The 23,154-nt window shown below is 74.9% G+C and carries 22 protein-coding genes; 10 read left to right on the top strand and 12 right to left on the bottom strand.

The annotated features are described in order from the left end of the window. Positions 1–95 precede the first annotated feature (95 nt). Together D1781_RS04760 and D1781_RS04755 are read right to left on the bottom strand one after the other, a co-directional pair. Complete coding sequence (locus D1781_RS04760; RefSeq protein WP_199706388.1) at positions 96–1,103, bottom strand: LacI family DNA-binding transcriptional regulator; 1,008 nt, start codon at positions 1,101–1,103, stop codon at positions 96–98. Positions 1,104–1,129: 26 nt separating this feature from the next. Then, a complete protein-coding gene (locus D1781_RS04755; RefSeq protein WP_119481082.1) occupies positions 1,130–2,098 on the bottom strand; it encodes a helix-turn-helix transcriptional regulator in 969 nt (322 codons plus the stop codon). A 100-nt stretch (positions 2,099–2,198) separates the two neighbouring features. Here D1781_RS04755 and D1781_RS04750 point away from each other — a divergent pair, with 100 nt between their 5' ends. Further along, on the top strand, positions 2,199–2,564 hold the full coding sequence (locus tag D1781_RS04750) for a VOC family protein (RefSeq protein ID WP_119481081.1): 366 nt from the start codon (positions 2,199–2,201) through the stop codon (positions 2,562–2,564). Between the two features lie 71 nt (positions 2,565–2,635). On the opposite strand, the gene D1781_RS04745 is transcribed toward D1781_RS04750, so the two are convergent. Then, entirely contained in the window at positions 2,636–3,646 is a 1,011-nt protein-coding gene (locus D1781_RS04745) for an aldo/keto reductase family protein (RefSeq protein WP_119481080.1), read from the bottom strand. A 150-nt stretch (positions 3,647–3,796) separates the two neighbouring features. Here D1781_RS04745 and D1781_RS04740 point away from each other — a divergent pair, with 150 nt between their 5' ends. Beyond that, complete coding sequence (locus tag D1781_RS04740; protein ID WP_147392039.1) at positions 3,797–4,498, top strand: hypothetical protein; 702 nt, start codon at positions 3,797–3,799, stop codon at positions 4,496–4,498. Between the two features lie 16 nt (positions 4,499–4,514). Here D1781_RS04740 and D1781_RS04735 read toward each other — a convergent pair whose 3' ends face one another. Both D1781_RS04735 and D1781_RS04730 read right to left on the bottom strand, forming a co-directional pair. After that, positions 4,515–5,354: a PPK2 family polyphosphate kinase gene (locus tag D1781_RS04735; protein ID WP_233550994.1), complete on the bottom strand. Its 840-nt coding sequence runs from the start codon at positions 5,352–5,354 to the stop codon at positions 4,515–4,517. Positions 5,355–5,398: 44 nt separating this feature from the next. After that, positions 5,399–6,541: an esterase-like activity of phytase family protein gene (locus D1781_RS04730; RefSeq protein ID WP_119481078.1), complete on the bottom strand. Its 1,143-nt coding sequence runs from the start codon at positions 6,539–6,541 to the stop codon at positions 5,399–5,401. 136 nt (positions 6,542–6,677) lie between these two features. Here D1781_RS04730 and D1781_RS04725 point away from each other — a divergent pair, with 136 nt between their 5' ends. Genes D1781_RS04725 through D1781_RS04710 form a run of 4 tightly spaced genes read left to right on the top strand, consistent with a single transcriptional unit; the run spans position 6,678 to position 9,620 of the window. Further along, entirely contained in the window at positions 6,678–7,673 is a 996-nt protein-coding gene (locus tag D1781_RS04725) for an aldo/keto reductase (RefSeq protein ID WP_119481739.1), read from the top strand. Beyond that, complete coding sequence (locus D1781_RS04720) at positions 7,670–8,251, top strand: NTP transferase domain-containing protein (RefSeq protein ID WP_199706387.1); 582 nt, start codon at positions 7,670–7,672, stop codon at positions 8,249–8,251. The genes D1781_RS04725 and D1781_RS04720 overlap by 4 nt, the downstream gene beginning before the upstream one ends. Continuing rightward, on the top strand, positions 8,248–8,496 hold the full coding sequence (locus D1781_RS04715; RefSeq protein ID WP_119481076.1) for a DUF6457 domain-containing protein: 249 nt from the start codon (positions 8,248–8,250) through the stop codon (positions 8,494–8,496). The genes D1781_RS04720 and D1781_RS04715 overlap by 4 nt, the downstream gene beginning before the upstream one ends. Beyond that, on the top strand, positions 8,493–9,620 hold the full coding sequence (locus D1781_RS04710) for a molybdopterin molybdotransferase MoeA (RefSeq protein WP_119481075.1): 1,128 nt from the start codon (positions 8,493–8,495) through the stop codon (positions 9,618–9,620). The genes D1781_RS04715 and D1781_RS04710 overlap by 4 nt, the downstream gene beginning before the upstream one ends. 43 nt (positions 9,621–9,663) lie before the next feature. On the opposite strand, the gene D1781_RS04705 is transcribed toward D1781_RS04710, so the two are convergent. Then, a complete protein-coding gene (locus D1781_RS04705; RefSeq protein WP_119481074.1) occupies positions 9,664–12,009 on the bottom strand; it encodes an FdhF/YdeP family oxidoreductase in 2,346 nt (781 codons plus the stop codon). A 62-nt stretch (positions 12,010–12,071) separates the two neighbouring features. Here D1781_RS04705 and fdhD point away from each other — a divergent pair, with 62 nt between their 5' ends. Then, complete coding sequence (gene fdhD / locus D1781_RS04700) at positions 12,072–12,896, top strand: formate dehydrogenase accessory sulfurtransferase FdhD (protein WP_119481073.1); 825 nt, start codon at positions 12,072–12,074, stop codon at positions 12,894–12,896. Positions 12,897–13,010: 114 nt separating this feature from the next. Here the strand turns inward: fdhD and D1781_RS04695 are convergent, their stop codons facing one another. Together D1781_RS04695 and D1781_RS04690 are read right to left on the bottom strand one after the other, a co-directional pair. Further along, positions 13,011–13,193, bottom strand: a complete 183-nt coding sequence (locus tag D1781_RS04695; RefSeq protein ID WP_119481072.1) for a hypothetical protein — start codon at positions 13,191–13,193, stop codon at positions 13,011–13,013. A gap of 10 nt (positions 13,194–13,203) precedes the next feature. Beyond that, complete coding sequence (locus tag D1781_RS04690; protein WP_158589999.1) at positions 13,204–14,661, bottom strand: sialidase family protein; 1,458 nt, start codon at positions 14,659–14,661, stop codon at positions 13,204–13,206. Positions 14,662–14,793: 132 nt separating this feature from the next. Here D1781_RS04690 and D1781_RS04685 point away from each other — a divergent pair, with 132 nt between their 5' ends. Further along, positions 14,794–15,756 carry a hypothetical protein gene (locus D1781_RS04685; RefSeq protein ID WP_119481070.1) on the top strand — a complete coding sequence of 321 codons (963 nt, stop codon included), beginning with the start codon at positions 14,794–14,796 and terminating at the stop codon, positions 15,754–15,756. A 79-nt stretch (positions 15,757–15,835) separates the two neighbouring features. Here the strand turns inward: D1781_RS04685 and D1781_RS04680 are convergent, their stop codons facing one another. The 4 genes from D1781_RS04680 to rsmI form a co-directional block, all read right to left on the bottom strand. Continuing rightward, on the bottom strand, positions 15,836–16,723 hold the full coding sequence (locus tag D1781_RS04680; protein WP_119481069.1) for a TatD family hydrolase: 888 nt from the start codon (positions 16,721–16,723) through the stop codon (positions 15,836–15,838). A 110-nt stretch (positions 16,724–16,833) separates the two neighbouring features. Beyond that, entirely contained in the window at positions 16,834–18,420 is a 1,587-nt protein-coding gene (metG, locus tag D1781_RS04675) for a methionine--tRNA ligase (protein ID WP_119481738.1), read from the bottom strand. A gap of 50 nt (positions 18,421–18,470) precedes the next feature. Further along, positions 18,471–19,400 (bottom strand): NADP-dependent oxidoreductase, encoded by a 930-nt coding sequence (locus D1781_RS04670; protein ID WP_119481068.1) that lies wholly within the window; start codon positions 19,398–19,400, stop codon positions 18,471–18,473. 39 nt (positions 19,401–19,439) lie between these two features. Next, positions 19,440–20,261, bottom strand: a complete 822-nt coding sequence (gene rsmI, locus D1781_RS04665; RefSeq protein ID WP_119481067.1) for a 16S rRNA (cytidine(1402)-2'-O)-methyltransferase — start codon at positions 20,259–20,261, stop codon at positions 19,440–19,442. 66 nt (positions 20,262–20,327) lie between these two features. Between rsmI and D1781_RS04660 the strand changes: the two genes are divergently transcribed. Together D1781_RS04660 and D1781_RS04655 are read left to right on the top strand one after the other, a co-directional pair. After that, positions 20,328–21,947 carry a dolichyl-phosphate-mannose--protein mannosyltransferase gene (locus D1781_RS04660; RefSeq protein WP_119481066.1) on the top strand — a complete coding sequence of 540 codons (1,620 nt, stop codon included), beginning with the start codon at positions 20,328–20,330 and terminating at the stop codon, positions 21,945–21,947. A gap of 43 nt (positions 21,948–21,990) precedes the next feature. After that, entirely contained in the window at positions 21,991–23,145 is a 1,155-nt protein-coding gene (locus D1781_RS04655) for a MalY/PatB family protein (RefSeq protein WP_233550993.1), read from the top strand. The last annotated feature ends 9 nt before the right edge of the window (positions 23,146–23,154 follow it).

The raw sequence follows: 23,154 nt of genomic DNA, 5'->3' as shown, positions 1-23,154 counted from the left end.
GCGCGCCGCATCCCGGCGCACGGAAGTGAGCGCTCACGCTACCAGGACGACGCGACCGCGGGAAGCGTCGGCCCGCCGCGCGATCCGCGCCGCGGTCAGTGCGCGACGGGGGCGGGACGCGGCGCGCCGGTCGAGGCGCGGACGACCAGCTCCGGCGTCAACGGGGCGGCGTCCACCGGCTCCCGGTCGGCGAGCAGGTCGTCGAGGCGGGCCATCAGGCCGCGGCCGAGCGCGGCGAAGTCCTGGCGCAGGGTCGTGAGCGGCGGCGGGAAGAACGCGGCCTCGGGGATGTCGTCGAAGCCGACGACGCTGACGTCCTCCGGCACCCGCACGCGCGCGTCGCGGAAGGCGGCGAGGAGGCCGAGGGCCATCTGGTCGTTCGCGGAGAAGATCGCCGACGGGGCGCCCTCGGCCGCGATCGCCCTGCCGATGCGGTAGCCGCTCGCGGAGCTCCAGTCGCCGCGGAGCACCTCCGGCGCGCGCAGGCCGAGGCGCTCCGAGGCCGCCCGCCAGCCCGCGATGCGCTGGTCCGCCTCCGTCCAGCCCTCCGGCCCGGCGACGTGCAGGACGGCGTCGTGCCCGAGGGCGGCGAGGTGCTCGGTCGCGATCGCGCCGCCCGCCACGTCGTCGACCGTGACGGCGGCCGCGCCGGGGACGACGTCGACGCTCGTGACGACGGGGAGGCGGCTCGTCAGCGCGGCGAGACCGGCGCCGACCGAGGGCCCCGGCGCGATCACGACGACCGCGCGCGGGTCCTGCGCGAGCAGGGTCTCCGCGACCTCGCGGACGTGCGCGTCGCCGTCGGCGTCGTCCGCCGCGGCGATGGCCACGTCCCAGCCGCTGGCGCGGGCGGCCGCGTTGAACGCGTTTGCGATGCTCGCGGGGCCGTAGTACGGCATGCCGACGACGACGAGCCCGATCGTGCGGGTGCGCCGGCGTGCGAGGGCCCGGGCGGCGGCGCTCGGCCGGTAGTCGAGCCGCGCGATCGCCTCGTCGACCCGTTCGCGCACGGCGGGCCGGACCGTCGGGTCGCCGTTCAGCACGCGGGAGACGGTCTGGTGCGACACCCCGGCCGCCTTCGCGACGTCGAAGATGTTCGGCACGGGCGCGAGTGTAGGGCTCGGGCGCGTCAGGCGGTCCGCTCGAGCAGGCGCTCGGCGAGCGCCCGCACCTCCCGCCGGAGCGGCTCGGGCTGCTCGACGCGGAACGGCGCGTCGAGCGCGGCGAGGACGCCGGCGACCCAGTCGAGGCTGCGCGCCTCGAGGCGCACGCGGACCCAGCCCTCCTTCCCCGCCTCGCCGGCGGGGACCGGCCGGAGCCGCGCCACCGCGGCCGGGAGGTGCCGCCGGATCCGGTCCTCGCTCGCGCGCACGAGGACCCGGACGGCGTGGTCGCGGGGCGCGCTCGCGATCGAGGCCAGCACCTCGCGCACCGGGTCGAAGCCGTCCGGCACCGTGAACCCGCCGTCGAGCGGCTCGAGGTGCTCCACGCGGTCGAGCCGGAACGTGCGCACCTCCCCCGACGCCGAGTCCGGGCCGACCAGGTACCAGCGGCCGCCGTGCTCCACGACGCCCCACGGCTGCACGTGCCGCTCGGAGACCTCCTCGCCCCGCCGGTGCCGGACGAGGAGGGGTCGGCGCTCGGCGGCGGCAGCGCTGGCGACCGTGATCCGGTCGGCGGGCGTCGCGGACGGGCGCGGCTCCGGTGCGCTCGTGCGCACGTCGAGGAGGCCCGCGACCTGCTCCGCGACCGGCGCGGGCAGCACGCGGCGCACCTTGGCGGAGGCGGTCTCCGCAGCCGTGCGCACCGCCGCGGAGGGGCCGCTGCGGGCGGACGCCGCCAGGCCGAGCACGACGGCGACGGCCTCCTCGTCGGTGAGCATCAGCGGCGGCACGCGGTAGCCCGATCCGATGCGGTACCCGCCGAACCGCCCGCGGAGGGTCTCCACCGGCACCTCGAGCTCCAGGAGGTGCTCGACGTAGCGCCGCACCGTGCGCTCGTCGACGCCCAGCCGGTCCGCGAGCTGCCGCGCGGTGCGGACCCCGCCCGACTGGAGCAGCTCGAGCAGGGCGAGGACGCGGGCGGTGGGCCGGGGCACGCGAGCAGGTTCTCACCGATACCGGGCGGAGGTCGACCGGTATCGCTCCTACCGTGCCGCTCGGCGGTCACGAGGGCCGCCGTCATCCGAAGGAGTCCCCGTGCAGCTCGCATCCGCCCGGATCATCACCGCCGACGTCGACCGGTCGGTCGCCTTCTACGAGCGCCTGCTCGGCCGCGCCGCGGACCGGCCCGCGCCGGTCTTCGCCGTGTTCCGCTCGCCGACCGGCTCGCTCGCGATCGGGCACCCGAGCACGGTGCCCGTCGCCGGGTTCGCGGCCGCGCACGACGGCGTGCTCGTGGAGTTCCAGGAGGAGGGCCCGGCCGCGGTCGACGCGGTCCACGAGCGGATGCGGTCGTCCGCCGAGGTCGCGATGGCGCCCGCGGACATGCCGTGGGGCAACCGCTCGCTGCTCCTCCGCGACCCGGACGGCGTGCTCGTCAACGTCTACGCGCCGCTGTCCTGACCCGCCCTTCCGTTTTGAAGGAGTTCTCCGCACGGTCGGCAACGAACTCCTTCAAAACGGACGAAGCGGGGTCAGGCCTCGCGCTGCTGCGGCGAGCGCGTCGCCGTGATGGAGGTGTCGCGCTCGATCGCGTCGCCGAGCACCTCGTCGATGCGGGCCATGAGCTCGGCCGGGATCACGACGCCGGCGGCCTTCGCGTTCTCCGTCACCTGCTCCGGACGGGAGGCGCCGATGATCGCCGTGGCGACGTTGTCGTTCTGCAGCACCCACGCGACCGCGAGCTGGGCGAGCGACAGGTCGAGCTCGTCCGCGACCGGCTTCAGGTCCTGCACGCGCTGGAGCACGTCGTCCTGCAGCCAGCGCTTGATGAAGTTCGCGCCGCCCTTCTCGTCGGTCGCGCGGCTGCCCTCGGGGTGCGGCTGGCCCGGCTTGTACTTGCCGGTCAGCACGCCCTGCGCGATCGGCGACCAGACCACCTGGCTGATGCCGAGCTCCTCCGAGGCCGGCACGACCTCGCCCTCGATGACGCGCCACAGCGCCGAGTACTCGGGCTGGTTCGAGATGAGCTGGAAGCCGAGCTGCTTCGCGAGCGCCGCCCCCTGGCGCAGCTGGTCCGCGGTCCACTCGGAGACGCCGACGTAGAGCACCTTGCCCTGCCGGACGAGGTCGGCGAACGCCTGCATCGTCTCCTCGAGCGGCGTGAAGTGGTCGAACCGGTGCGCCTGGTAGAGGTCGACGTAGTCCGTGCCGAGCCGCTGGAGCGATCCGTCGATCGACTCGAGGATGTGCTTGCGCGAGAGGCCGACGTCGTTGTGCCCCTTCGGGCCGGTCGGGCCGAAGACCTTCGTGAAGATCTCGATCGACTGGCGGCGCGTGCCCTTCAGCGCCTCGCCGAGGACCGTCTCCGCGCCGGTGTTGGCGTAGACGTCCGCGGTGTCGAACGTCGAGATGCCGGCGTCGAGGGCGGCGTGCACGCTCGCGATCGCCCGCTCGTTCTCGACCTGGCTCGCGGCGGTCACCCAGTTGCCGTAGGTGATCTCCGAGATCTTGAATCCGCTGTTCCCGAGGTACCGGTACTCCATGACCCACGTCCTTCCGACTTCGTTGCCGTCGTCGACAAAGTACGCGGGCGCGCCTCCGCGTCTCCTGGCCCCGGATCGCCCAGCCCCGGACGTCGAGCGGGCCGGTGCGACGATGGGGCCGCGGTGCGGACGCCGCGGACGGCGGGCGGGGTGACGGAGACGCGGGACGGGCGGCTGCGGGCCGCCCGCGAGGCCGCCTACCGGCGGGACGCGACGCCGGAGGACCTGGCGCGGCTCGCGGCCCTCGAGCCGAGCGGCCCGGGCGGCCCGCACAGTCCGGGCGGGCCGGACGGGCCCCTGCCGGTCGCGCCGCACGTGCCGTCGCAGCGGCGGCGCCGGGGCGCGACGGCCGTCGTCGGCGTCGCGGCGCTGCTGGTCGGCGCCCTCCTGGGCGGCGCCGCGGTGGCGGCCCTCCGTCCCGCAACGGCGCCCGAGCGGCCCGCTCCGGCGGCGACGGAGCCCGGCGGGGAGCTGCGCGCTCGCATCCTCGCGAGCAACGGCACCTGGTCGGCGCAGGACTACTTCCGCTTCTACCCCGGGCAGCTGCCCGCCGAGTGGTCCGACTCCCCCACCGGGCGCAGCTACGTGCAGCTGACGGGTCCGCGCCGGCTGCGGATCTCGCCGTCGGACGGAGCGACCGCGCTGCTCGTCGTGCCGACCTGCGCGGCGTCGGAGGGCCGGTACCGATGGACGGTCCGCGCCGCCGACGGGCGCGCCCTCGCCGAGGACGCCGGGCGCTGCGGCGGCTTCGACGGCCGGTCGCTGCGGATCCCGGACGGCGCCCGCCCGCTCGTGCTCGAGATCGCGACGCAGGGCGTCTCGGGCTACGCGGTGACGACGTTCGAGCGGTGAGGCTCGACGCCCGCGCTCAGTGGGGCGGGGCGAGGCGGGCGCGGAGGGTCGCGACGTCGAGGTCCGGCTGCGGGTAGCGGGGGTCGAGCTCGGCGAGCGTCTCCCGGAGCAGCTCGGCGACCGCCCAGTTCCGATACGTCTTGTGGTCGGCCGGCACGACGTACCAGGGCGCCGCGTCCGTGTTCGTCCGCTCGAGCACCGCGTCGTACGCGGCGCGGTAGTCGTCCCAGCGGGCCCGCTCGTCGATGTCCGCCGGGTTGAACTTCCAGTGCTTGTCGGGGCGCGCGAGCCGGCGCAGCAGGCGCTCCCGCTGCACGTCGTACGACACGTGGAGGAAGACCTTCAGCACGGTGGTGCCGCCGTCGACGAGCTCCTGCTCGAACGCGTTGATCGCGTCGTAGCGGGTCTCCCACTCCGACTTCGGGACGAGGTCGTGCACGCGGACGACGAGCACGTCCTCGTAGTGGCTGCGGTCGAAGACGCCGATCATGCCGGGGCCGGGCAGGCGCTTGCGGATGCGCCAGAGGAAGTCGTGCGCGCGCTCCTCCTCCGTCGGCTTCTTGAACGCCGTGTACTCGACCCCGATCGGGCCGAAGACGCCGACGGCGTGCGTGACGACGCCGCCCTTGCCCGCGGTGTCCATGCCCTGCAGCACGAGCAGCACGCGCCGCTGCCCGCCGCCGGTCGACTCCGCCCAGAGCCGCTCCTGCAGGTCCGCCATCTGGGCGAGGTCGTGCTCGAGCCGCTTGGTCGTGGGCATCAGCGGCTTCGCACCGGTGTCGAACCCGGACACGCTGAGGGGGCCGGGCGGCACGCGCAGCGCGTCGCGGAGGGAGGCGGGGGCGTCCTTGCTCACGCTCGGGACGCTACTCCCGCCTCCCCGGGGCCGATCCGGACCGCTCAGATCCCGGAGGCGGCGAAGGCGATGACCTGGGTGACCTGGCTCGTCGAGAAGTTGTCGTCGGAGACGAGCACGACCAGGCGGCGGCCGTCGGGCAGGCGCGGGCCGACCGCGATCCCCTCGACGTTGTCGACCCGCGGCAGCCCGCGGACCGCGTCGAGGTCGACGGCGAGCCGCTTCCGCATCGGCGTGAGGGGCGCGCTGCCGAGCGCGTCGCGGGCGAGCACGTCGGTCGCGCGGGTCGCGTCGGCCTCGTAGACGCGGATCTTGTTCTTCGTCGTGAAGGCGCGCTCGATCACGAGGAAGCGGCCGCCGCCGAGCGCGGCGATGTCGCTGACGCCGTTCGTCGCGGTCGCCCCGCCCGGCTCGAACAGCGGCTCGAGCGGGTAGGCGTACTGCGCGATCGGAAGGCCCTGCCCCGAGTGCTCGGTGAAGCGGACGCGCGCCCCGTGCGTCGCGGTCGGGTCCTCGCCGTCCTGGACCAGCGGGTCCTCCATCGCGGCCCAGAGGGCGTCGCCCTTCGGCGTGTACGACAGGCCCTCGAGCGTCTGGTTCTGCCGCGGCCCGACCTCCTGCGCGTTCATGTGCAGCTGCGGCGCGAGCGGCAGCACGCGCCGGGTGCGGCCGTCCGGGTCGGCGAGGCGCACGGCGGGGTCGCCGAGCGTGAGCGGCGCGGGCTTCCGCTCCCCCTCGCTCGACCAGGCGAAGCGGCGCGAGCGCGGGTCGACCGCGATGCCCTCCGGGTCCGGGGCGACGACCGAGCCGTCGGCCGAGGTCGGCGGGAAGACGGAGCCGTCCGGCTGCCGCAGCGGCTCGGTGCTCCGCAGCCGCACCGACACCGCGCCGGGCCTCGCGGCGATCGAGGCGGTGTAGAAGCGGGCCGGATCCGTCTGCGACCGGTCGTCGCTGATGATCAGGTACCGGCCGGTCCGCGCGTCCCAGCTGATGCCGGAGAGGCCGCCGACGGTCGTGCCGTCGACCTGCAGCGCGTGCGGCAGCTCCGTCTCCCCGAGGTAGGAGAAGGCGACGTGCCGGGCGGGGGCGCGGTGCGCGGGTGCGGCGACGGCCGGCGCCGCGATCGCGGCGGCGGCGGCGGCGGCGGCGAGGACGATGAGCGGGGCGAGGAGCACGCGGGATCGCATGCCTCCACGGTCCTCCTCCCGGCTCGCGGTCGCCAGCGCCGCACCCGCCCGCCGCGGGCTGTTCGCCGGTCGTTCAAGCCCCGGCGGCGCGCAGCCGCCGCCCGGCAGAATCGTCCGCATGCTCGACGACGCACTGATGCCCACCCGCACCCTCGGCCGCACTGGCCGCACCGTCTCCGCGGTCGGGCTCGGCACCTGGCAGCTGGGCGCCGACTGGGGCGACGTGTCGGAGGACGACGCCCGCGCGGTGCTCGACGCCTCCGCCGCCGAGGGCGTGACCCTGTTCGACACCGCGGACGTCTACGGCGACGGGCGCAGCGAGCGGATCATCGGCTCCTGGCTCGCCGCGAACCCGGGGGCGGGCGTGACGGTGGCGACGAAGATGGGCCGCCGCGTCGACCAGGTGTCCGAGAACTACGTGCTCGACAACTTCCGCGCGTGGACCGACCGGTCGCGCCGCAACCTGGGCCAGGACGTGCTCGACCTGGTGCAGCTGCACTGCCCGCCCACCGCCGTGTTCCACGACGACGCCGTGTACGACGCGCTCGACACCCTCGTGGCGGAGGGCGCGATCGCGGCCTACGGCGTCTCGGTCGAGGAGACCGCGCAGGCGCTCGCCGCGATCGCCCGGCCGCACGTCGCGAGCGTGCAGATCATCCTCAACGCGTTCCGGCTGAAGCCGATCGACGAGGTGCTCCCGGCGGCGCAGGAGGCGGGCGTGGGCATCCTCGCCCGGGTGCCGCTCGCCTCCGGGCTGCTCTCCGGCCGCTACGACGAGTCGACGACCTTCGCCGAGAACGACCACCGGAGCTACAACCGCCACGGCGAGGCGTTCGATCAGGGCGAGACGTTCTCCGGCGTCGACTTCGAGCAGGGCGTCGCGGCGGCCCGTCGGTTCTCGGCGCTCGTCGCGGAGCACGCGCCGGAGGGGACCACGCCCGCGCAGGCCGCGATCGCCTGGGTCGCGCAGCTGCCCGGCGTGACCACGGTCATCCCCGGCGCGCGCTCCGTCGCTCAGGCCGAGTCGAACGCGGCCGCCGGCCTCCTCCCGCCGCTCGGCGACGCGTTCGAGTCGGGCGTCCGCGCGATCTACGACGAGTTCTTCCGGGCAGCGATCCACGAGAAGTGGTGACCGCGCGCGCCGGGGCGGTGCTGCTCGCGGGCGGCGCGGGGTCCCGGCTGGGCGGGGTCGACAAGGCGGCGCTGCGGCTCGACGGCGTGGCGCTGCTCGACCGCGCGCTCGCGGCGCTCGCGGGAGCCGGGGTCGACGTCGTCGTCGTGGGCCCGCCCCGGGGGCTGCCCGGGGTCCGGGTGGCGCGGGAGGACCCGCCCGGCTCCGGCCCGGCCGCCGCGGTCGTCGCCGGGCTCGGGGCGCTGCCGCCGGTCGAGGAGGTGCTGCTGCTCGCGGTCGACCTCCCGCGGCTGCCCGAGGCGCTGCCGCTGCTGCTCGCCGCCCCGCTCGGCCCCGACGGCGCCGTGGTCGTGGACGCGGACGGGCGGCGGCAGTGGCTGCTCGGCCGGTACCGGGGAGCGGCGCTGCGGGCCGCGGCGACCGCCCTCGACTACCCCGCGGACCGCCCGCTCCGCGCACTGGTCGGAGGGCTCGACCTCGCGCCGGTGCGGCTCCCGGCGGGCCTCGAACTCGACGTGGATACCGTGGCCGACGCGCGACGGGCGGGGGTGTCCCTGCCCGGGGAGGAGACGCGATGAGCGACGACGTCGATGCCGCCCTGACGACCTGGTGGGCCACGCTCGTCCAGGCGCTCGGTCTCGAGGACGTGCCCGCGGACCGGGACGCGATCCTGGGCCTCGCCGGCGAGGCCGCGCACGCGGTCGTGCGTCCCGCGGCGCCCCTCACCACCTTCCTGGCGGGCTACGCGGCGGGCCTGGCCGGCGGCTCGGCGGCGGCCGTCACCGCCGCGATCGAGCGCGCCCGCACCGCGGTGGAGGGATGACCGGGAGCCGCTCCTGGTCCGACGCCCGCGCCGCCGCGGCCGCCTGGTCGCCCGCCGCACCGCGCACCCTCCCGCTCGCGGAGGCCGTCGGCGCCGTCCTCGCCGAGCCGGCGACGGCACCCCGCCCCATGCCGCACTACGACTCCGCCGCCATGGACGGCTGGGCCGTCGCGGGTCCCCCGCCGTGGCGGACGACGGAGGAGGAGGTGCTCGTGCCGGGGCAGGCGCGGGCCGTCGTCACCGGCGGCGCGCTGCCGCTCGGCGCGAGCGCCGTCGTCCCGGTCGAGCGCGGGACCCTCGTGGAGGGCCTGCTCGACGCTCACCCGCCGGAGCCCGGCGCGCACGTGCGCCGGGCGGGCGAGGAGGCGCCGGCCGGGACCGAGCTCGTCGCCGCGGGCGCGCGCCTCTCCCCCGCGCACGTCGCCGTGCTCGCGATCGCGGGTCTCGACGCGGTCGTCGCGCGCGCCCGGCCGACCCTCGGCCTCGTGCTGACCGGCGACGAGGTCGTCACCGCCGGCCTGCCCGCGCCGGGGCGGGTCCGGGACGCGTTCGACCCCCTCCTCCCGCTCGCGGTCGCGGGGCTCGGCGCCACGGCGCTGCCGCCGGCGCGTGTGGGCGACGACCCGATCGCGATCCGCGCGGCGGTCCAGGGGCTGGCGCAGGCGGACGTGGTCGTCACGGTCGGCGGCACCGGACGGAGCCGCGTCGACCGGCTGCGCGAAGCCCTCGAGGGCGCCGAGCCGGTGTTCGACGGCGTGGCGATGCGGCCCGGTCACCCCGCGCTGCTGACCCGCCTGCCCGACTGCCGGCCGCTGCTCGGGCTGCCCGGCAACCCGCTCGCCGCCGTGTCCGCGCTGCTGTCGTTCCTCCCGCCGCTCGTCGACGCCCTGACCGGCGCGACCCCGGCACCGCTCCCCTTGATGCCCGCCGCGGTCGCGCTGGCCGGCTGGCCGGGCGGGGAGTCGCTCGTGCCGTGCGCGATCGGCGAGGCGGGCCTCCTGCCCGCGCCCGGCGTGCGGCCGAACATGCTGCGCGGGCTCGCCGCCTCCGCGGTGCTCGCCGTCGTCCCGCCGGAGGGCGTCCCGGCAGGCGCCCCGACCCCGGTCCTCCCGCTTCCGTTTTGAAGGAGTTCTCGCGCGCGCGGCACGAGAACTCCTTCAAAACGGATCAGGCGGGGACGGGGACCGCCGCGCGCTCGAGGCGGATCACGATCGCCTTCGCGACCGGGGTGTTGCTCTCCTTCGCCGTCGAGCCGAGCGGCATGAGCACGTTCGCCTCGGGGTAGTAGGCGGCGGCGTTGCCGCGGGGCGTGTTGTAGGGCACGACCCGCCACCCCTCCGCGCGCCGCTCGACGCCGTCCGTCCACTCGCTGACGAGGTCGACGAGGTCGCCCTCCACGAGCCCGCGCTCGGCGAGGTCCTCCGGGTTCACGAGCGCGACCTTCCGCGCGCCGTGGATGCCGCGGTACCGGTCGTCCTTGCCGTAGATCGTCGTGTTGAACTGGTCGTGGCTGCGGATCGTCTGGAGCAGCAGCCGTCCCTCGGGGATCCGCGGGTACTCGAGCGCGTTCACGGTGAACTGCGCGCGGGCGTCCTTGCCGCCGTCCGTGTTCGTCGCGAAGTGCCGGTTGTCGCGCGCGGCGTGGGGCAGCACGAAGCCGCCCGGCACGTCGAGCTTCTCCTCGTACGCCTCGAACCCCGGCACGACGTGCGAGATGTGCTGCCGGATGACGCGGTAGTCGTCCCGCATCGCCCGCCAGTCCGCCGCTGCCGCGTTCGGCCGCCCGGCGAGGACGCGCTCGGCGATGCCGCAGACGATCGCGACCTCGCTGCGCAGGGCCGGGGAGGCGGGCTGCAGCTCGCCGGCGGAGCCGTGCACGGCGCTCACCGTGTCCTCCACGCTGACGCGCTGCGGGCCCGACGCCTGGATGTCGATCTCGGTGCGCCCGAGGCACGGCAGGATCAGCGCCCGCTTCCCGTGCACGACGTGCGAGCGGTTCAGCTTCGTCGACACGTGGACCGTGAGGTCGAGCGTCCGCATCACCGCCTCGGTCGCCTTCGTGTCCGGGGTCGCCTTCGCGAAGTTGCCGCCGAGGCCCATGAAGACCTTGACCCGGCCGGCGTGCATCGCCTCCAGCGCCTCGACCGTGTCCAAGCCCTTCTCGCGGGGCGACGCGAAGCCGAACTCCGCGTCGAGCCGGTCGTGGAACGGCTTCGGCATCTGCTCCCAGATGCCCATCGTCCGGTCGCCCTGCACGTTCGAGTGCCCGCGGACCGGGAGGAGACCGGCGCCCGGCCGCCCGACGTTGCCCGTCGCGAGCAGCACGCTCGTGAGGTCGCGGATCGTGGCGACCGCGTTCGTCTGCTGCGTGAGCCCCATCGCCCACGCGAAGATGACGCTCCTCGCGTCCGCGATCATCGTCGCGACGGTGCGGATCTGCTGCTCGGTGAGCCCGCTCGCGGTCTCGATCTCCGCCCACGACAGGCCGGAGACCTGGTCGCGCCAGCCCTCGAAGCCCTCCGTGTAGTGCGCGATGAAGTCCTGGTCGAGCACCCCGCCTCCGCGTTCGGCCTCGAGCTCGAGCAGCACCTTGCCGAGCGCCTGGAACAGCGCCTGGTCGCCGCCGAGGCGGATCTGGAGGAACTCGTCCGCGAGCTGCCGGCCGCGGAAGACGAGCCCGCGCACCGACTGCGGGTTGTCGAAGTGGAGCAGCCCCGCCTCCCGCAGCGGGTTGACGGCGACGATCCTCCCGCCGTTCTTCTTCGCGTTCTCGAGGCGCGTCAGCATGCGCGGCGCGTTCGTGCCGGGGTTCTGGCCGGCGATGAGGATCAGGTCGGCGTGCTCGATGTCGTCGATCGACACGGACGCCTTGCCGATGCCGATCGTCTGCGTGAGCGCCCGGGTCGTCGACTCGTGGCACATGTTCGAGCAGTCCGGCAGGTTGTTCGTGCCGAGCGAGCGGACGAACAGCTGGTAGACGAAGGCGGCCTCGTTGCTCGTGCGGCCGGAGGTGTAGAAGACGGCCTCGTCGGGCGACGCGAGCCGGTCGATCTCCTCCTTGATCACGTCGAAGGCGCGGTCCCAGCTCACCGGCCGGTAGTGGTCGTCGCCGGGCTCGAGCAGCACCGGCTCGGTGATGCGGCCCTGCTGCCCGAGCGCGAAGTCGTCCCACGTCTCCAGCTCCGCCACCGGGTGCGCGGCGAAGAACGCGGGCGTCACGCGCCGCTTCGTCGCCTCCTCGGCGACCGCCTTCGCGCCGCTCTCGCAGAACTCGGCGGGCGAGCGGCGGGAGGGCTCCGGGTCCGGCCACGCGCAGCTCATGCAGTCGTAGCCGTGCACCTGGTTGATCTCGAGGAGCGTGCGGCCGGTGCGGACCGCGCCCATCTGCTCCTCGCCGATCTGCAGCGAGTGGCCGATCGCGGGCCACCCGGTCGCGTGCGTGCGCGGCTTCGTGACCCGCAGGCCCGAGTCGTCGATGTTCTGCTCCGCTCGCGCGGTGGTGTCGTCGCCCATGACCGCCTCCCGGGTGCGATGCTACGTCGGGCCTCCCGGACGGCCGGTGCGATCATCGCCGCATGAGGCTGATCGCGCGGCGCCGTGTGCAGGCTGTTCGCATCCCCGAGGGGCGGCGGCACCGGGAGGACGTCGTCGCGCTCGAGGAGCCGCTCGAGATCCGGGTGAACGGCGGCCGGTTCAGCGTCACCATGCGGACGCCCGGGGACGACTTCGACCTGGTCGCCGGCTTCCTCGTGTCGGAGGGCGTCGTCGCTGCGGCGGACGACCTGCCGGCGATGCGGACGGTGTCGGGGATCGGCCTGGACGGCGAGCCGACGTTCAACGTCGTCGACGCGACGGTGACCGGGCGGGGCGTCGCGGCGGCGGCGGAGCGGGCGAGGACGCTCTACACGACGAGCGCCTGCGGGGTCTGCGGGCTGGCCTCCATCGACGCCGTGCGCACCGCTTCCGCGTTCCCGATCCTGCCGGTCGGCCTGACCGTGCCGGAGGGGCTGGTCGCCGCCCTGCCGGACCGGCTGCGCGCCGGCCAGGACCTGTTCGACGCGACCGGCGGCGTGCACGCGGCCGGCCTGTTCGACCCGGACGGCGCGCTCGTGACGCTGCGCGAGGACGTCGGCCGGCACAACGCGGTCGACAAGGTCGTGGGGCGCGCGCTGACGGAGGGGCGCCTGCCGCTGTCCCGGTCGATCCTGCAGGTTTCGGGCCGCGCCTCGTTCGAGCTGGTGCAGAAGGCGCGGATGGCCGGGATCCCGGTGCTCGCCGCGGTGAGCGCGCCTTCCTCCCTCGCCGTCGAGCTCGCGGAGGAGGCGGGCATCACCCTGATCGGGTTCAGCCGCGGCCGCTCCTTCACGATCTACGCCCACCCCGAGCGCATCACGCCCTGACCCGCTTCGCGGATCCGCACTTCTTGCGCGGATCCGCAGTTCCGACGCGACGCGCCGCTCAGGGCCCCGCCGACAGCGGCGTGTCGGGACGTTCCTGCGGATCCGCGAACGGCGTCAGCGGCGCGAGAAGCGGTCCGCGACGGCGAGGACGCCGAGCGCCACGACGACCGCGACGACGGCCGAGAGCAGCGCGATGAGGAACGGGTTCCCGGCGACGAGCTGCAGCACGAGGATCAGCAGCGCCAGCACGACGGCGATGACGGCGTTGCGCCGCCACTGGACGGGGCGCCGGATCACGATCGGGAGGCTAGCGGACCCGCAGCGCCGCCTTCGCGGTCGCCGCGCGGATCCGCGGGCTGCCGGAGTAGACGACCGACACGGTGTACCGCCCCTTCGGCACCCGCGCGAAGGAGGCGACGCGCTTCCCGCCCCCGCCGTGGATGATGCGCAGCGTGGTCGTGCGCGTCCAGTGCTTCCCCGTGACGCGGACGGTGAGGCTGCCCGCCGGAGAGGAGGTGCCGGGCACGATCGCGCGGGCCGTCACGACGAGCGTCCGCCCGGCCCTCGCGTGCTTCGGGAGCGCGAGCGCGGCCTTCGACGCGGTCGCCCGGCCCGCGGTGAGCGCGGCGACGGGCACGGTGCGGAAGGCGATGCCCTCGTGCCACGACCGCCGCCCGGTCTCGTAGAGGATCCCGACGGTCTCGTCGTCGAGCTGCACGAGGTCGGAGTAGGAGGCGGGGGTGTCGTCGAGCGCGACCGGGTAGCGGGTCCAGGAGGCGCCGGGCACCGCCGTCCGCGACGTGAAGATCGTCATCACGCGGCGCACGGACGGGTCCGGGGTGCCGGGGCTCGAGACGAGCAGGAGCCCGGCGTGCTTCCCCGTCAGCACCAGCGAGCTCGCCTGCACCGACACGGTCGGGAGGCCGAGACGCGTGAACGGGGTGCTGAGCGTCGCGCCGCCGTCGCTCGAGAGCGCGGCGATGCGGCCTCTCCCGACCGGGATCGAGGCGCTCTGCTCGTGGTAGCTGATCCAGAGGCGCCCGTCGGGCAGCTCGGCGACCGTGCCCTCCTGCCGGTGGTCGGCGCCCTGGGAGTCGAAGCCCGTCGACCAGGTCGCCCCGTGGTCGTCGCTGACGATCGCGTAGGCGCCGGCGCGGCCGTCCCGCTCGTACCCGATCGGCACGACGATGCGGCCGGAGTGCGGCCCGGAGGCCAGCTGCAGGGCGTGGCCCGGGCCGGTGAGCCCGCCGGCCCAGCCGGGCAGCCGGAAGAGGTCCTTCCCTGCCCGGTCGTAGGGCGTGAAGGTGCGGCCGTCGTCGCTCGAGCGCTGGAGGTGCAGGCCGTGGTAGCTCGTGCCGCCCCGCGGCCGGTCGACGGTGAGCAGCAGCACCTCACCCGTGTCCCGGTCGACGACGGGCGCCGGGTTGCCGACCGTGTCGGTGCCGTTCGCCGCGACCACGCGGGGCGCGCTCCACGTGCAGCCGCGGTCGGTGGAGCGCGCGACGACCACGTCCGTGTCGCCGGTGTCGCTCGACGGCGCCATCGAGTCGCGGCGCTCGGCGAAGGCGAGCAGGGTCCCCGCGGTCGTCCGCACGACCGCCGGGATGCGGTACCAGACGTGCTTCGCCGGATCGCTGCGGAACGGCGTCGCGGCGCACGTGCGCGGCGCCGCGGACGCGGGCGCTGCGGCGAGCGTCGAGCCGCCGACGAGCAGCACGGCCGCGAGCGCGGCGAGCGCGCCCCGCCGCAGCGGACCTCCGGACACGAGCGCTCCCCCCGAGCAGTCGTGCCCATGGTCGGCCATCGGCCGCCGACGCGCCGCCCCCGGTTCGAGGGGGCCGCGCCGCCGCACGCCTTCTGCAGGCACTACCGTTCCAGCACCTGATCAGGAGTTCCGATGCCCGCGCTGCTCCGCTTCGCCCTCACCCTGCCGCCGCTCGTCGTCGTGGCGCTCGGCGGGGTCGTCCTCGCGCTCGCCGACGCGCCGCAGGGGCTGCTCGCCGCCGGTTCGTCCGCCCTCGCGCTCCTCGTCGTCCCGCCGTTGCTCGCCGGCGTCTTCGTCAGCTACTGGGCGTGGGAGGGCGACGCGCGACGGCGGCTCCGCGTCTGCCTCTCCGTCCTCGCGGCGGTGCAGCTGGCCGCGGCGGTCGGCTTCGCACTCGTGCTCGTGGCGCTCCCGTCCGCGCTGCCCGCCGGTCTCGGCGTCCTGGCGCTCGCGCTGTCGTGCGACCCGTTCGCCGTGCTGCTCGGCCGGGCGGCGCGGCGGCGCGAGCCGCGCCTCGTGGTGCGGACGGACCTCGACGGCGTGCGAGCGGCGATCCGCACCGCGTGGCGACGCGCGGGCATCGGCGCGGCGATCGGGCTCGCCTTCGGCATCCTGCTCGTGACGGTCCTCGGTCTCGGGCTCGCGGGGGGCGACCTCGACTGGCGTCTCGGCGCCTTCGTCCTCCTCTTCACGGGCCTCGGAGCGTCGCTCGCCGCGTCGTTCGGCTCGCTCGCCGTCGGCCGACGCGTGCGCGAGGTGATCGGCGAGGAGTGGACGAGCTCGCGTCGGATCGGTCGCGCGGTGCGGGGGAAGCCGGAGGAGCTCTCGCCGGAGGACGCGGACCGCGCGGCGCGCTACGCCGCGGTGGCGCCCGATTGGCTCCGCCTCCAGACGTTGTCACAGCTGACGAACGCGGTGCTTCCGCTGGTGCTCGCTGCGAACGCCGTCGGCTCGGACAGCGGCCTGGCCGGCTTCCTGCTCGTCTGCGCGGCGCTGACGCTCGCCACGGCACTGACGGCCGTCGTCCTGATCAGGGGGCAGATGCGGCGCATCCGCGCATACGCGGCGGAGCACCCGGTCCCCGCCACCCCCTGACGGCCCACTTCGCTCACGCTTCTGGACGCGCGATCGCCGATCCGGCGTCCAGAAGCGTGAGCAATATGCGGAGTGGGGGTCAGCGGCCCCAGCGCTCGGGGGCGTCGTCGGTCCAGCTGCCGTAGACCGCCTCCGTGTTGCTCGCGATCTGGGCGGCGAGCATCGACGGGTCGGTCTCGAGCACCTGCGCCATGAAGCGGAGGGTGTGCGGCACCAGGTAGGGCGCGTTGGGCCGGCCGCGGACCGGCGCCGGCGCGAGCCAGGGCGCGTCGGTCTCGACGAGCAGGCGGTCGCGCGGGGTGACGCGCAGCGCCTCGCGCAGCCCCTCCGCGTTCTTGAACGTCACCGTGCCGGCGAAGGAGAGGTACCAGCCGTGCGCCGACGCGAGCCGGGCGAGGCCCGCGTCGCCGGAGAAGCAGTGGAAGACGGTGCGGTCGGGCGCGCCGACGCGCAGCAGGGTGTCGACGACCTCGACGTGCGCGTCGCGGTCGTGGATCTGCAGCGCGGCGCCGTGCCGCTTCGCGATGTCGATGTGCGCCTCGAAGGAGCGGAACTGGGCGGCGCGGCCGTCCTCCCCGGTCCGGTAGAAGTCGAGCCCCGTCTCCCCGACGGCGCGCACGCGCGGCTGCGCGGCGAGCTCGTCGATGACCGCGAGCGCGTCGTCGAGGCCGCCCTCCGCCTCCAGCACCGCGGCGTCGTTCGGGTGGATCGCGACCGCGGCGAGCATCCGCGGGTCGATCGCCGCGTGCTCGGCGGACCAGCGGCTCGACTCGACGTCGGTGCCGACCTGCACGACGCCCTTCACCCCGGCGACGGAGGCGCGGTCGAGCTGCTCGCGCCAGTCGAGCGGCTCGCCCCCGTCGTCGCCGAACCAGCCCGGCCCGGAGAACGGGTCGATGTGGGTGTGGTCGTCGTAGACCGGGACCTTCAGCGCCTCCGGCAGCGGCGGGTAGCTCCGCTCAGCCATTCGCGGATCCGCACGAACTCGGCGACACGCCGCTACCGGACGCCTCGGAGCGGCGTGTCGCCCGAGAACTGCGGATCCGCGGAGGAAGTGCGGATCCGCGAAGGGCGGCGTCAGGCATTCAGGACGTCCGGGTCGATGCGCGGGAAGAGCGGCTCGAGCGCCGACACGGTCGTGCCGGCGGGCAGCAGCCCCCAGTCGCCCGCGGCCCGGAGGCGCTGGTCGAGCAGCGCGCCGAGCGCCGCCTCCGCCCCGAGCGCGGACCACAGCTTCGTCGTCGCCTTCGGCAGCACCGGGGAGAGCAGCACGGCGAGCGCGCGCAGCCCCTCCGCGGCGGTCGCGAGCACGGAGTCGAGGCGGCCCGCCTGCTCCGGGTCCTTCGCGAGCGCCCACGGCTCCTCCAGCGTGATGTAGCCGTTCAGCTCCTCGACGATCGTCCAGATCGACGCGACCGCCTCGTGCGGCGCCATCCGCTCGATCGCGAGGTCCGCCTGCACCGCGGCGTCCCGCACGGTCTCGCGGATGCCGAGGTCGCGCTCCGAGGGCTCCCCCGCCTCCGGCACGGCGCCGCCGCGGTAGCGCGTGATCATCGCGATCACCCGGGAGGCGAGGTTGCCGAAGCCGTTCGCGAGCTCCGCCTGGTACCGGGCGGCGAGGTCCTCCCACGAGAACGAGCCGTCCTGCCCGAACGGGATCGCGCGAAGGAAGTAGTAGCGGAAGGCGTCGGAGCCGAAGACGTCCGTGATCTGGTTCGGCGCGATGCCGGTCAGCTTCGACTTCGACATCTTCTCGCCGCCGACGAGCAGCCAGCCGTGGGCGAAGACCTGCTTCGGCACCTCGAGCCCGGCGGCCATCAGCATCGCGGGCCAGATGACCGCGTGGAACCGGAGGATGTCCTTGCCGACCAGGTGCGTCGCCGGCCAGCGGCGGTCCAGGGTCGCCTCGTCGCCGTCGAACCCGACCGCGGTGACGTAGTTCAGCAGCGCGTCGAACCACACGTAGACGACGTGCTTCGTGTCCCAGGGCACCGGGACGCCCCAGTCGAACGTGGAGCGGGAGATCGACAGGTCGTCGAGGCCCTGCTTCACGAACTGGACGACCTCGTTGCGGGCGCTGTCCGGCTGCACGAAGTCGGGCCGCTCCTCGTAGAGCGCGAGCAGCTGCTCGGTGAAGCGGCTCATCCGGAAGAAGTAGTTGCGCTCCTTCAGCAGCTCGACCGGGATCGAGTGGATCGCGCAGACGAGCTCGCCGTCGTACCTCCCCGTGCCGGTGACGAGCTCGGAGGTCTGCTTGTACTCCTCGCAGCCGACGCAGTAGAAGCCCTCGTAGTCGCCGGCCTCGATGAAGCCGGTGTCGTAGAGCCGCTGGATGAAGGCGGCGACGCCCTGCTCGTGCCGCTCCTGCGTGGTGCGGATGAAGTCGTCGTTCGCGATGTCGAGGGTCTCGAGCAGCGGGATCCACGACTCGCGGACGAGCTTGTCCGCCCACTCGCGCGGGCCCATGTCGTTGGCCGTCGCGGTGCGGAGCATCTTCTGCCCGTGCTCGTCCGTGCCGGTCAGGAACCACGTGTCGTCGCCGGCCTGCCGGTGCCAGCGGGACAGCACGTCCGCGGCGACCTCGGTGTAGCCGTGACCGATGTGGGGCACGTCGGAGGGGTAGAAGATCGGCGTGGTGATGTAGAACGACCGGTCCGCGGGCACCACGGGATTTTACCGGGGTCGTGACCCCCCGTTACGACGCGCGGTTCCGGTCAGGGCTCGGAGACCTCGAGGACGACCTTGCCGAGGCCGGAGCGGCGCGACACCTCGCGGTACGCCTCCTGCACCTCCGCGAGCGGGAAGCGCGCCTTGATCGGCACCTCGAACCCGCCCTGCGACGCGATCGCGGCCAGCTGCCGGACGCCCTCCGCCGGGTCGGCGAGCGCGGCCATCCCGGTCACCTGCACGCCGAGCCGCTCGCCCGCCGTGAAGTCGGCGACGGTCGCGACCCGCTGCGGGTCCACGCCGAGCGCGATCGCGAGGTCCGTGTAGCCGCCGCCGAACAGGTCGAAGACCGCCGTCACGCCGTCCGGCGCGAGGGCGCGGAGGCGCTCCTCCAGGCCGTCGCCGTAGGTCACCGGCTCCGCGCCGTGCTCGCGCAGCCAGCCGTGGTTCGCCTCCCCCGCGACGCCGATCACCCGCGCGCCGGCGCCGGCGGCGAGCTGCGTCAGGAAGACGCCGACGCCGCCCGCCGCACCGGCGACGACCACGGTGTCGCCGGCGCCCACCGGGACCGTCTGCAGCAGCGCGAGCGCGGTCGTGCCCGCGACGTAGAGCGTCGCGGCGACGTCCCAGCCCAGCGCGTCCGGCTTCGGCACGACGCGGTCCGCGGGCAGCAGCACCAGCTCCGCCTGCGCGTTCCGCCCGTCGGAGAGCCCGATCACCGGCTGGCCGATCGCCACCCCCTGCACGTCGGCACCGACGGCGGCGACGTACCCCGCCAGGTCGCTGCCCTCGCCCTCCGGCAACCGCGCCGGGAACCGGTCGCGCAGCCCGCCGGACCGGATGCCGACCTCGCCCGGGTTCGTGCCGGCGGTCACCACCCGCACCACGACCTCGCCCGGGCCCGGCTGCGGGTCGGGCACCTCCCGGACCTCGAGGACCGTCTCGTCGCCGTACTCGTCGAACCGCACTGCTCGCATGGGCAGCCGGAACGCATCAGGCGGCGGAGGATTCCCGACTCACCGGGAACGCGCGGCGAGCGCCGCGTCGTACAGGCCCTTGCGCGACAGCCCGGTGCGCGCGGCGACCTCCGCCGTCGCGTCCTTGAGCTTCGCGCCGCCCTCGACGAGCGCGAGCACCTGCACCAGCCCGTCCTCCGCGTCGGGCGCGGCGGCGGGGACGCCGGCGAGCACGACGACGACCTCGCCGCGCACGCCGCCCTCCGCCCAGGCGGCGACCTCGGCGGTCGTGCCGCGCACGACCTGCTCGTGCAGCTTCGTCAGCTCGCGCGCGACGACCACCTGCCGGTCCGGGCCGAGCACGTCCACCATCGCGGCCAGCAGGGCGGCGGTGCGGTTCGGCGACTCGAACAGCACCGTCGTGCGCGGCTCCGCGGCGAGCGACTCGAGGAAGCGGCGGCGCTCCCCGTCCCGCCGCGGTGCGAACCCCTCGAACGCGAACCGGTCGGTCGGCAGGCCGGAGAGCGCGAGCGCGGTCAGCACCGCGGAGGCGCCCGGCACGGCGGTCACCGGCACGCCGGCCTCGACGGCGGCGCGCACGAGCGCGAAGCCGGGGTCGGAGACGGTCGGCATGCCGGCGTCGGAGACGAGCACGACGTCGCCCTCCCGGGCCGCGTCGAGCAGCTCCCCGATGCGGGCGCGCTCGGTGTGCTCGTTCACGGTCACGAGGCGCGCGTGCGTCTCGACGTGCAGGCCGGCGAGCAGGCGCTGGGCGACACGGGTGTCCTCCGCGGCGATCACGGACGCGGAGGCGAGCGCCTCCATCAGGCGGCGGGAGGCGTCGCCGAGGTTCCCGATCGGGGTGGCGGCGAGGACGAGCACGCCCCCAGTCTGCCGGTGCCGACGCGCCGACCCGGCGGGGTGCGACCGCGCCCGTATCCTGCCTCCGTGTCGCAGGCCGTCGCCCCCGCCCCCGTGACGGCGGCGCGGCAGACGCTGTTCGACCGGATCTCCTACTGGGCGCGCTACGGGCCGCCCGCGGTGCTGCTGATCGCGGCGGTCTCGCGCCTCGTCGGCCTCGGCTACCCGCCGAAGCTCGTCTTCGACGAGACCTACTACGTCAAGGACGCCTGGACGCTCTGGCACCTCGGCTACGAGGGCACCTGGCCCGCGAAGACCTCGGAGGGGCTCCCCGCCGGCTTCGCGAACGCGGACGCCGCCTTCGCGGCCGGACGCGTCGACTTCTACTCCGCGGCGGCGCAGTACATCGCGCACCCGCCGCTCGGGAAGTGGATCATCGGGCTCGGCGAGATGGTCGCAGGCGGCGCGCAGAACCCGTACGGCTGGCGGCTGTCCGTCGCGGTCGTGGGCATCCTCGCCGTCGCGCTGCTCATGCTCGTCGCGCACCGCATGTTCGCGACGCCCCTCGTCACGACGCTCGCGGGCGGCTTCCTCGCGATCGACAACCAGGCGATCGTGATGTCGCGGGTGGGGCTGCTCGACAACATCGTCATGCTGCTCGCGCTGGCCGGCTTCGCCTGCGTGCTCGAGGACCGGTTCTGGTCCGAGCGGCGCCTCGGCGAGTGGCTGATGCGCCGCCGGCGCGGGATCGGCGACTGGGGGCCGACCCTGCTCTGGCGCCCGTGGCTGATCGGCGCCGGGCTCGCCTTCGGGTTCTGCTGCGCCGTCAAGTGGTCCGGGATCTACTTCATCGCCGCGTTCGGCGTCTACGTCGTCGGCACGGACCTGCTGCTGCGCCGCCGCGCGGGCGTCCGCTTCTGGCACCTCGCCGGCCTGCTCAAGCAGGCGCCGGTGAACGCGATCAGCCTCCTGCCGCCGGCCCTCGCCGCCTACCTGCTCGGCTGGACCGGCTGGTTCGTCACGAGCGGCGGCTACGACCGGCGGTTCGTGGAGGACGGCGGCGCGCGGTTCACCGGCTTCTTCGCCTGGGTGCCGGTGCCGATCCAGGACCTGTGGGCCTGGACGAAGGACATCTACGCCTTCCACACCGGCCTCTCCTCGCCGCACCCCTACAAGGCGCCCGCGCTCGGCTGGCCCATCATCGCCCGGCCGACCTCGATGTGGTGGGACGCGAACGCCGGCGACTGCGGCGGCTCGAGCTGCGTCTCCGCCATCACCGACCTGCCGAACCCGCTGCTCTGGTACGCGGCGGTCGCGGCCTCCGTCTACCTCGTCGTCCGGTTCGTCCGGCGGCGGGAGTGGCAGGCGGCGCTGATCCTGATGGGCTTCGTCGCCGGCTACCTGCCGTGGCTGCTCTACCCGAACCGCACGATGTTCTTCTTCTACTCGATCGCGTTCGAGCCGTACCTGCTGCTCGCCCTCGCCGCGACGATCGGCCTGATGGTGGTGCGGCCGCCCGGCGTCGACTCGGTGGACGAGCTCGTCGCGGCGGAGGCCTCCTACGGCCTGAAGGTGCGACGGGGCGTCGCGCTCGGGTTCGTGATCGCCGCGGTCGTGGTCAGCGCCTTCTACTTCCCGATCAGCGCGGGGCTGCCGGTGCCGTACTGGTTCTGGCACATCCACATGTGGTCGCCGACCTGGATCTGACGGCCTGAGTCCGGCGCCGCCCGCGCGCTGCCAGCATGGAGTCGTGACCCTCCTGTTCGAGACGCCGACCGCCGACGAGCTCCGCGCACGCGGCAGCGTGAAGTGGACCGCCTTCCCGGAGGCGATCGGCGCGTTCGTCGCCGAGATGGACTTCGGCCTCGCGCCCGTCGTGCGCGCGGCGCTGGAGCGGGAGATGGACCTCGCCCGCACCGGCTACCTCCCCGCCTCGGAGAGCACGGCCCTCGCCGAGGCGACGGCCGCCTGGTGCGCCGACCGCTACGACTGGGCCGTCCGGCCGGAGCAGGTGCGGCCGGTCGCGGACGTGCTGAGCGGCCTCGACCTCGTGCTGCGGCGCTACTCCGACCCGGCGAGGTCGGTGATCGTGCCGACGCCCGCCTACATGCCGTTCCTGATGATCCCGCAGCGCCACGACCGGGCGATCATCGAGGTGCCGAGCCCTTCCGTCGACGGCCGCTACGAGCTCGACCTGGACGGGATCGACCGCGCCTTCGCGGCCGGCGCCGACGTGCTCGTGCTCTGCAACCCCTGGAACCCGGTGGGCCGCGTGCTGACCCGGGAGGAGCTCGTCGCCGTCAGCGAGCTCGTCGAGCGGCACGGCGGCCGGGTCTTCTCCGACGAGATCCACGCGCCGCTCGTCCTCGGCGAGCACCGGCACGTCCCCTACGCGAGCGTGAGCGAGGCCGCCGCGCGGCACACGATCACCGCGATCAGCGCCTCCAAGGCCTTCAACCTGCCCGGTCTGAAGGCCGCGCAGCTCGTGTTCTCGAACGACGCCGACGCGGACCGGTACGCGGAGGTCGCCGGGCTGATCGCCCACGGTGCGAGCGGGTTCGGCGTCGCCGCGAACACCGCCGCCTACCGCGACGGCGGCCCGTGGCTCGACGCGGTGCGCGAGTACCTGGACGAGAACCGGCGCCGGTTCGGCGAGCTGCTCGCGGAGCGGCTGCCGCAGGTCGGCTACCGCGCCCCCGAGGGCACCTACATCGGCTGGCTCGACCTGCGCGCGCTCGACCTCGGCGCGAAGCCCGCGGACGCGGTGCTGGAGCGCGCGGGGGTCGCCCTCACGGACGGCGCCGCGTGCGGGGAGGCCGGCCGGGGGTTCGTCCGCATCATCCTCGCGACGCCGTGGCCGGTGCTCGAGGAGATCGTCGACCGGCTCGCTCGCGCCCTCGGCTGACCGCGTCGC

The sequence above is a fragment of the Amnibacterium setariae genome, from assembly GCF_003581425.1.
In the GTDB taxonomy this organism is placed as follows: domain Bacteria; phylum Actinomycetota; class Actinomycetes; order Actinomycetales; family Microbacteriaceae; genus Amnibacterium; species Amnibacterium setariae.
This window is presented reverse-complemented; position numbering and strand designations above follow the sequence as displayed.